Annotated in this window: 4 protein-coding genes; 1 reads left to right on the top strand and 3 read right to left on the bottom strand. The window is 35.7% G+C overall.

Features of this window, described 5'->3' with window-relative positions; genetic code table 11:
• Nucleotides 1–292 precede the first annotated feature (292 nt).
• The 3 genes from RMR19_RS16740 to RMR19_RS16730 form a co-directional block, all read right to left on the bottom strand.
• Nucleotides 293–2,482, bottom strand: coding sequence for an alpha-galactosidase (locus RMR19_RS16740; protein WP_310604647.1), 2,190 nt, complete (start codon nucleotides 2,480–2,482; stop codon nucleotides 293–295).
• Nucleotides 2,483–3,227: 745 nt separating this feature from the next.
• On the bottom strand, nucleotides 3,228–4,823 hold the full coding sequence (locus RMR19_RS16735) for a DEAD/DEAH box helicase (RefSeq protein WP_310604646.1): 1,596 nt from the start codon (nucleotides 4,821–4,823) through the stop codon (nucleotides 3,228–3,230).
• Between the two features lie 411 nt (nucleotides 4,824–5,234).
• Nucleotides 5,235–6,245 carry a LacI family DNA-binding transcriptional regulator gene (locus RMR19_RS16730; RefSeq protein WP_310604645.1) on the bottom strand — a complete coding sequence of 337 codons (1,011 nt, stop codon included), beginning with the start codon at nucleotides 6,243–6,245 and terminating at the stop codon, nucleotides 5,235–5,237.
• Nucleotides 6,246–6,884: 639 nt separating this feature from the next.
• Here RMR19_RS16730 and RMR19_RS16725 point away from each other — a divergent pair.
• A partial coding sequence (locus tag RMR19_RS16725) for a GH36-type glycosyl hydrolase domain-containing protein (protein WP_310604644.1) occupies nucleotides 6,885–8,756 on the top strand: 1,872 nt, incomplete at its 3' end.

Below are 8,756 nucleotides of genomic sequence, written 5' to 3'. Positions count from 1 at the left end.
GAATGCAACGTCTTCTCGCTCAACGTTCCAATCCCCTCTCTTGTAACAACCGAGTTAACCACCATATCACAAACCATATCAAACCGATTTTTATCTTCCATATGTTCTGCTCCAAACTATACTGTATTATTTTATAGCAATTGTAATAGACATTTCAAGTAAATGCAATATTGTATAATAGAACAGGAACACCAATAAGATCAGATGGGGTAGATTTAGCAGGTGAATTAGTGTATAAACACAAACTTAGTCAAGGAGCAATCACTTAAAAAGTGGTTGCTCCTTTCTATACCTACTGGCGAACAAGATGGATAAGTGTAGACTGGTAATCCCCCCACATCTGAGGAATTAAAATACCCGCGTTCATATATGCTGCTCCTGTCATTACCACATCAGTACCTTCCCATGCATAACTAGCATCTTCCTGAAGACCTTTCAAACGAATACGCCTGCTATGGGAATTGGCAAGATTCATAACTTGTACATACGTTACTAATGCCTCACTCTTATCCTCAGCAACCACTTCATAGCAGTCAAAATATTTTGTATCCGCCACATTTGCAATTCTATAGTAATCACCACTTTGGATTAATCTCGCATATTGGTGATACATTGCAACTTGCTCAGGAATCATCTCTCTATCTTCTGCAGGAATCTTCGTTACGTCTAACTCATATCCAAATGTACCAGATAGCGCAACATGACCTCTAGTCTTAAATGGTGTTACTCTGCCTGTAGCGTGGTTAGGGCAATCACTAACATGCGCACCCATTGTAGACAACGGATAAACCATCGATGTACCACGTTGGATTTCCAAACGCTCAATCGCATCCGTATTATCCGAGCACCAAATCTGAGGGCTATAGTAAAGCATACCTGCATCAAATCTTGCACCACCACCAGAACAATTCTCTAATAATAAGTCAGGGAAATCCGTAACTAATTGTTCCATCATCTCATACACACCAAGAACATAGCGATGTGACAATTCGCCCATCTGCTCACTACTTAGCACATCACTTCCTAGATTCGTTAATTGACGATTCATATCCCATTTCACATATTCGATATTGGCACTTGTAAGAATCGCCTTCACACGGCTGTATATGCAATCACGTACCTCTTTGCGTCCCATATCAAGAACATACTGATTTCTACTCAACGTCATTGGTTTTCCTTTGACTTGAATCGCCCAGTCTGGATGTTCTTCATATAGTTTCGACTCTGGAGAAATCATCTCCGGCTCAAACCAGATACCAAATTTCATTCCAAGTGCATTTACTTCCTCAACTAATGACTGTAATCCACCTTCGATTTTCTCTTCGTTAACAAACCAATCACCTAGAGCACGATTATCATCATAACGATTTCCAAACCAACCATCGTCCATTACTAACATCTCAATGCCAAGTTCCGAAGCTTGTTTTGCAATAGAAATTAATTTTTCTTTATTAAAATCAAAGTATGTTGCTTCCCAGTTGTTAATTAGAATTGGACGTTTTTGATCTTTGTATTTGCTACGAATTAGATGTCTTCTGTAGATATTATGGAAGTTACGAGTCATCTGACCAATTCCTTCGCTAGAGTACGTCATTACAACCTCTGGTGCTTGGAACTTCTCACCTGCTTTTAGTGACCAATGAAATTCTTCTGGATTAATTCCCATTAATACACGCGTTGCATTAAACTGTGTTCCTTCCGCTTGTGCATTAAAGTTTCCAGAGTACACAAAACTAAACCCATACACTTCACCAAAATCTTCTGTCGCTTCTCTCTTACACAATGCCATAAATGGATGTTCTTGATGACTAGACTCTCCACGTACCGAATTCACGCCTTGCTTTCCAAGAGAAAGTGGAGAACGCTGAACATGTCTTTCCCTAGCCCATGAACCATGTAATGTAATTACATCGTAATCCGTACCATCAAAATCCATACAACAAGAATATACTTTCTCAAGCATTACAGATTTATCAGTTTCATTTATAATCTTAACATCCCTTGTTATAACATCTTCCTTTTCAAACACACTATAAGACAATACTACTTGCACTCCCGTAAATACATCTACGCATGTAATCGACAATGTCATACAGCTAACATCATCTCCGAATGTAGCTGGTAAACCTTCTAGCTTAGCCTTTCCGTTCCTTATCTCATAGCCTACATACTGTAATCTACCCGCTGTATATCCCTCTTCACTTCGCATCTTCAACGCCGATTCCCGATAGTCTCCAACCCCATGTGTAGAATATTCCGTTGGAAATGTATCATAGAACGAACCACGATCTCTATTATTCTTCGTCGGAACAAAAGGAGCCTCATAGATACGAAGCAGATACGACATATCCTCATCTTCAATTCTCTTTCCATAATAAACATGTCCCACAAATTGCTCTTCATCAACGATTGCAATCATATACGTTGATTTCTTTGTATCCAACTTAAATGTTTTACTATTCTCCAAATATGTAATTGCCATATTAGTCCTCCTATAATTAACCTTATAATTATTTTAACATCTACCTTCATTGTAACTTGAGTTGTTATAATAATCAATTAATTTTTTGTTTATTTAATTAATTCTTAATTATATTTCTGCTTAATAAATTAACTAAACTTATAGACAGGAACTAGTTTGGCAGATTAATTACTTCAAACTTCTAAGTTCTAATAAGTTCTATTTAAAAACAACCCTAGTAATAAATCCCTATAACCTTCTTGAAGAACTTCTCTTTATATATTTCTACTCTTTATACGTTTCTGTTCTTTATACGTCTATGTTCTTTATATAGTTACCCATCGATCAACTTACCGTACTTGTGTATCAATACACTACCATGCAAAACTTCATTACCTCCCCTGCTTCTTCGCTACTGCCCTATAATAAAGAAACGATAGCGAAACACCTATAGTACTTCTTAGTGTGTATAACCACAACCTAGGAAGGCGAGGCATGGACGCCGAGCCAGCCTGAGCTGAGGCAGGATGCCGAATCGAAGGCGTTTCCGCAAACTTTCAATAACTGTTCTTACACACTTAGAAGTACTTAGGTGTGTAGCGTGTTTCGTATTATATGGCAGTAGCGAAGAAGCTCTAAAAACAACAAAGTTTTGCATAGAACATCTCCACCTACACAAGTACACGAAAATAACCTGCAAAGCAAAAATAAGACTGCCACGTAAAACTACGGGCAGCCCTTATCTATATTATTATTTATTTGTTGGTTACTTTCTGTTCGCAGGTTCGATATTAATACTCTTACCTTTGATTTTAGCATCTTTCATAACTTGAATTACTTCATTCGCGTATTCTCCTGGAACTTCAACAAATGTATATTTATCAAACATATCAATCGTTCCAATTAATTTACCTGGCATTCCAGTTTCACCGGCAATCGCTCCAAGGATATCCCCTGGTCTAGCATTTTGCTTTTTACCAATATTAACGAATAAACGAACCATTCCTTCTCTAGCGCCAGTATCTCCAAAATCAACTGCTTCTGATGATGATAACGAATCGTTTGAATCATTATTACCCATTGCTAATTTTAAGAATGCTGCTGCAACATCAAGTGAAGTATAGTCTTCATCATTTACTCTAGTTTCGATTAAGTCTACCATCTTACTTAAATCTTCTGATTTGATAATCTCATCGATTTGATTAAGAACTTTCTCAACCTTTGTACTTGCAACATCATTAATCGATGGAATTGGTTGGCAGATAATCTTAGTTTTACAGTATCTTTGAATATCTTTTAATTTGTAAACTTCTTTACCAACAACAAATGTAAAGGCTTTACCTTCTCTTCCTGCACGACCTGTTCTTCCGATACGGTGAACGTAGAATTCATCATCCTGTGGTACATCATAGTTAAATACTGCTTCTACATCGTCAACATCGATACCTCTAGCTGCAACATCTGTTGCTACTAAGATTTCTGTCTTTCCATTACGGAATCCATTCATTACACGGTCTCTTTGTTGTTGTTTTAAATCACCATGAAGACCTTCTGCAAAATATCCTCTACCCTTTAAATCTGTAACTAATTCATCTACCATTTTCTTTGTATTACAGAATACTAAAGATAATTTAGGATCATACATATCAAGTAATCTTGATAATACTTCCTGCTTATTCTTAGGTTTTACTTCATAGTAGTATTGTTCAATCTTAGGAACTGTTAATTCCTTCTTAACAACTTTAATAATGCTTGCATCTTTTTGGTATGTGCTTGCAATATCCATAATTGGCTTTGGCATAGTTGCTGAGAATAATACAGTTTGACGTTCTTCTGGCATTTCTTTAAGGATTGTTTCGATATCCTCACGGAATCCCATGTTAAGCATTTCATCTGCTTCATCAAGAACAATCATCTTAACTTCATTAAACTTAACTGTCTTTCTTCTCATATGGTCCATTACACGACCTGGTGTTCCAATTACAACTTGTGTTCCAGCTTTAAGAGAACGGATTTGTTTTGTAATATCTTGACCACCGTAAATAGGTAATATCTTAATTCCATGAAGGAATTTTGCTATTTTACGAATTTCTTCTGCAACTTGGATTGCTAACTCTCTTGTAGGGCAAAGAACTACCGCTTGAAGGTGTTTGTTCTTTGTATCAATTGATTCAAGCAATGGAATACCGAAAGCTGCTGTCTTTCCTGTTCCTGTTTGTGCTTGACCAATAATGTCGCCTCCTGCTAATACTGCAGGTATTGCCTTTGCTTGTATCGGACTTGCTTGCTCAAATCCCATCTCAACGATTCCTTTTAATAAAGGTGCTGATAAATTTAACTCCTCAAATCTAATTGTATCCATATTCTATACTTAATCCTTTCTGTTCTTACATGTGTATAAGAATCAGCGCCGAAGTAGATTCCCACAAAAAAACCCTTAGACCTTACAACCTCGGACTAAGAGCGCCTTAATTAAGTGAAACATCGCATTTATATTATTTCTTATGTGTACTTTTCTATAACATCTATATTGAAGAAACGATTGCTAGAATCAATCTATACTCTCTCAAACTTTTTCAACAAAACAATTACGTACAACGAAATAAACAACCAATCCTAATACCATTTTGTTAGACATTTTGCCTAACATTCACATTTCGTTCTTGTGAAGTATAACATGTACCTATGTAAATGTCAAGAAAGCATAATTGAATTTGTATAAAAAAAGCATTAACATTTTGTACAAATAATCAATTGTAAAATAAAAAACATCTTACTTTTGATTTTTTACCGATTTACCTAACTGCATTTTTCCTTGCACAACAATACGCTCAATCACTGTTGTTCTTGGCTTTTCAATTAAATTAACCAAATGATGAGCTGCCTCTCTTCCTAATTTAGCAGTATCTTGCTTCAACGTCGTTAACTTTGGTTCTAAAACTTCCGAAATAGTTAGTCCATCGTAACCAACAACAGAGATATCCTCTGGAATTTGATATCCTAATCCCTTAATTACATTAATTCCACCAATACATGCAAAATCATCTGGATAGAATATGCATGTTGGACGTTCCTTTAACTGTAATAATTCTCTCGTTAGTTCTTCCGCTTTCTGTGTATCACGGTAAGCACCTTCTTTTACATACTCATCAGGTATCTCAACCTTCAACTCTTCTAATGTTCGATAAAAACTCGCCAAACGGCCATTTGTAACAGAAGAATCTGCACCATGTATATAAGCGATTTTTCTATGACCTGACTGATATACATATTCTACAAGGTCATGCATCCCCTTAACATTATCGGAAATAATCGCAGTTCTATTATTAAATATATGGTCAATCGTAACGACTGGAATATCACTTTCAATTAATTCAATTACTTCTGGACGATTAAAATTTACGCAGGCAGCTACAACACCATCAACACCTCGATACTTACAATGTTCGAGATAAGACATCTTACGAACTCCAATACGATGATTGATAAATGTAATATCATAACCATTCTTCTCTGCCTCTACTTTAAATCCTTCTAACACACTTGCAAAATATTCGTGCGTAAGTCCACTATTTGCATCATCAACAAATAACACACCTATATTATAGGTACGGTTTGTTTTCAAAGCACGAGCAGCTGAATTTGGAAAATATCCCATCTCCTTTGCTGTGTCTTTAATTATTTGCTTTTTTTCCTGACTAATATCACTATGATCATTTAAGGCTTTACTAACTGTTGCAATAGACACCTTACATTTTAATGCAATATCTTTCATTGATACCATCTTCATTTCCCCCAAATAACGGCTATACCTTTGATATTATACACCAATTACTATGAATTCGCAAATTAGCTGTATCGTTTTTATGTAGATACAAACCTCATTCCTATTCATTTTCTTTTTTACGTCGTATTTCCTGTTCTTTCTTAAACGTTTTCGTTAATTAACTTTATCACATTTCTTGTATTATTGCAATATATACCTAGTTTTTTCTCTATATTTTAATATAAAATGCACAAAAATCTGATATTATCCCGACACTTCTCCTCTCTTTCACTCAATTACATTCTTTATTTTCGTTATTTTATATACCACCTAGCAGTTTTCCCACTTAAAATTACGGATTCGTGCTAGAAGAATCGTACTTTCTCTTTATGTAGTATGCTTATGAAATCTAAGTCTTATACCACTTTTTTGTACTCTTTCCACATAATTTCTCGTGTTTTTTATGGAATCAGTACAAAAATATGTTTTGTTATTGCTTTTGCTTTAAAGATATTATATACTATCCATTATAAAGGATATGTCCTTAACTTTTTACTTAATCGTTTCAGTATTTTATTATGTTACATTTTTTCTTTAACAAAAACACAAACTGATTCTATTAACGGATTTTAATTAAAAGAATGGAGAATGAATACTATGAAATATGGTTTTTTTGATGACGCAAGACAAGAATACGTTATTACCTCACCAACTACTCCACTTCCATGGATTAACTATTTAGGATGCGAGAATTTCTTCTCTTTAATCTCTAATACATGTGGTGGATACAGCTTCTACAAAGATGCAAAATTACTACGTTTAACTCGTTACCGTTACAATAACGTACCTATGGATACAAATGGTCGTTACTACTACATAAAAGATGGTGATACCGTTTGGAATCCGGGTTGGCAGCCAGTTCAAACAGAGCTTGATGAGTATAGCTGTCGTCATGGTCTTGGATACAGTGTATTCGCATCAAAAAAGAACGATTTAACTGCTGAATTAACTGCTTTTGTTCCACTAAGCACAAACTGCGAAATCAACCGCTTAACATTAAAGAATACTAGTGACAAAGCTAAAGATATCTCTTTATTCTCATATATTGAATTCTGTTTATGGAACGCTGTTGATGATATGACAAACTTCCAAAGAAACTTCAGTATCGGTGAAGTTGAAATTGAAGGTTCTGCTTTCTATCATAAGACAGAATACAGAGAGAGAAGAAATCACTATGCTGTATATTCAGTAAATACTGCTATTGATGGTTATGATACTGACCGTGATTCTTTCCTTGGTGCATACCGTGGCGTTAACCGTCCAATCGTTGTAGAACAAGGCAAATCTACTAACTCAAAAGCAAGTGGATGGGCTCCTATCGGTTCTCACAACATTAATGTTACATTACAACCAGGTGAAGAAAAAACATATATCTTCGTATTAGGATATCTTGAAAATGACGAAGACAACAAATGGGAAGCTCCTGGCGTAATCAACAAAGCTCCTGCAAAAGAAATGTTAGCAAAATTCGAAACAAATGAGCAAGTAGAAGCAGCTCTTAATGAATTAAAAGAACACTGGACTAGCTTATTATCAAAATACACTGTTCAAACTAGCGATGATAAATTAACTAGAATGATTAATACTTGGAACCAATATCAATGTATGGTTACATTTAATATGTCCCGTTCTGCTTCTTACTACGAATCAGGTACTGGACGTGGTATGGGATTCCGTGATTCCTGTCAAGATTTACTTGGATTCGTACATTTAATTCCAGATCGTGCTCGTGAAAGAATCATTGATATCGCTTCTACACAATTTGAAGATGGTAGTGCTTATCATCAATATCAACCACTTACGAAAAAAGGTAACATGGATATCGGTAGTGGTTTCAACGATGATCCACTATGGTTAGTTGCTTGTGTATCTGCATACATCAAAGAAACTGGTGATTTCGGAATCTTAGATGAATCTGTACCATTTGATAATGATGAAACAAAAGCGCAATCATTAATGGAACATTTAAAACGTTCATTTGACTTTACAAATACAAACCTTGGACCTCATGGTTTACCTCTAATCGGTAGAGCTGACTGGAATGACTGTCTAAACCTTAACTGTTTCTCAAAAACACCAGGTGAGTCTTTCCAAACTTGCTCTAACTTCGAAAGTGGTAAAGCAGAATCTGTATTCATTGCTGGTATGTTTGTTAAATATGGTAAAGAATACGCTGAATTATGTAAGAGAACTGGCAACCAAGCAGAAGCTGACCGTGCTCTTGCTGCAGTAGACAAGATGTACGCAACTGTTCTTGAAAGCGGTTGGGACGGCGAATGGTTCCTTCGTGCATATGATGCATATAGCGAAAAGATTGGTTCTAAAGAATGCGAAGATGGTCAAATCTTCATCGAGCCACAAGGTTTCTGTGTTCTTGCTGGAATCGGTGTTGAAGAAGGTCTTGCTGAAAGAGCATTAAACTCTGTAAAAGAAAAACTTGATACAAAATACGGTGTAATGCTATTACAA

The organism is Anaerosporobacter sp., from assembly GCF_031551385.1.
Lineage (GTDB): Bacteria > Bacillota > Clostridia > Lachnospirales > Lachnospiraceae > Anaerosporobacter.
The sequence above is the reverse complement of the archived record's forward strand: the minus strand, read 5'-3'. Positions and strand labels throughout refer to the sequence as shown.

Coding starts and splice junctions, on each gene's coding strand:
- RMR19_RS16740 (WP_310604647.1), bottom strand. CDS start 2,482: ATGGCAATTACATATTTGGAGAATAGTAAAACATTTAAGTTGGATACA.
- RMR19_RS16735 (WP_310604646.1), bottom strand. CDS start 4,823: ATGGATACAATTAGATTTGAGGAGTTAAATTTATCAGCACCTTTATTA.
- RMR19_RS16730 (WP_310604645.1), bottom strand. CDS start 6,245: ATGGTATCAATGAAAGATATTGCATTAAAATGTAAGGTGTCTATTGCA.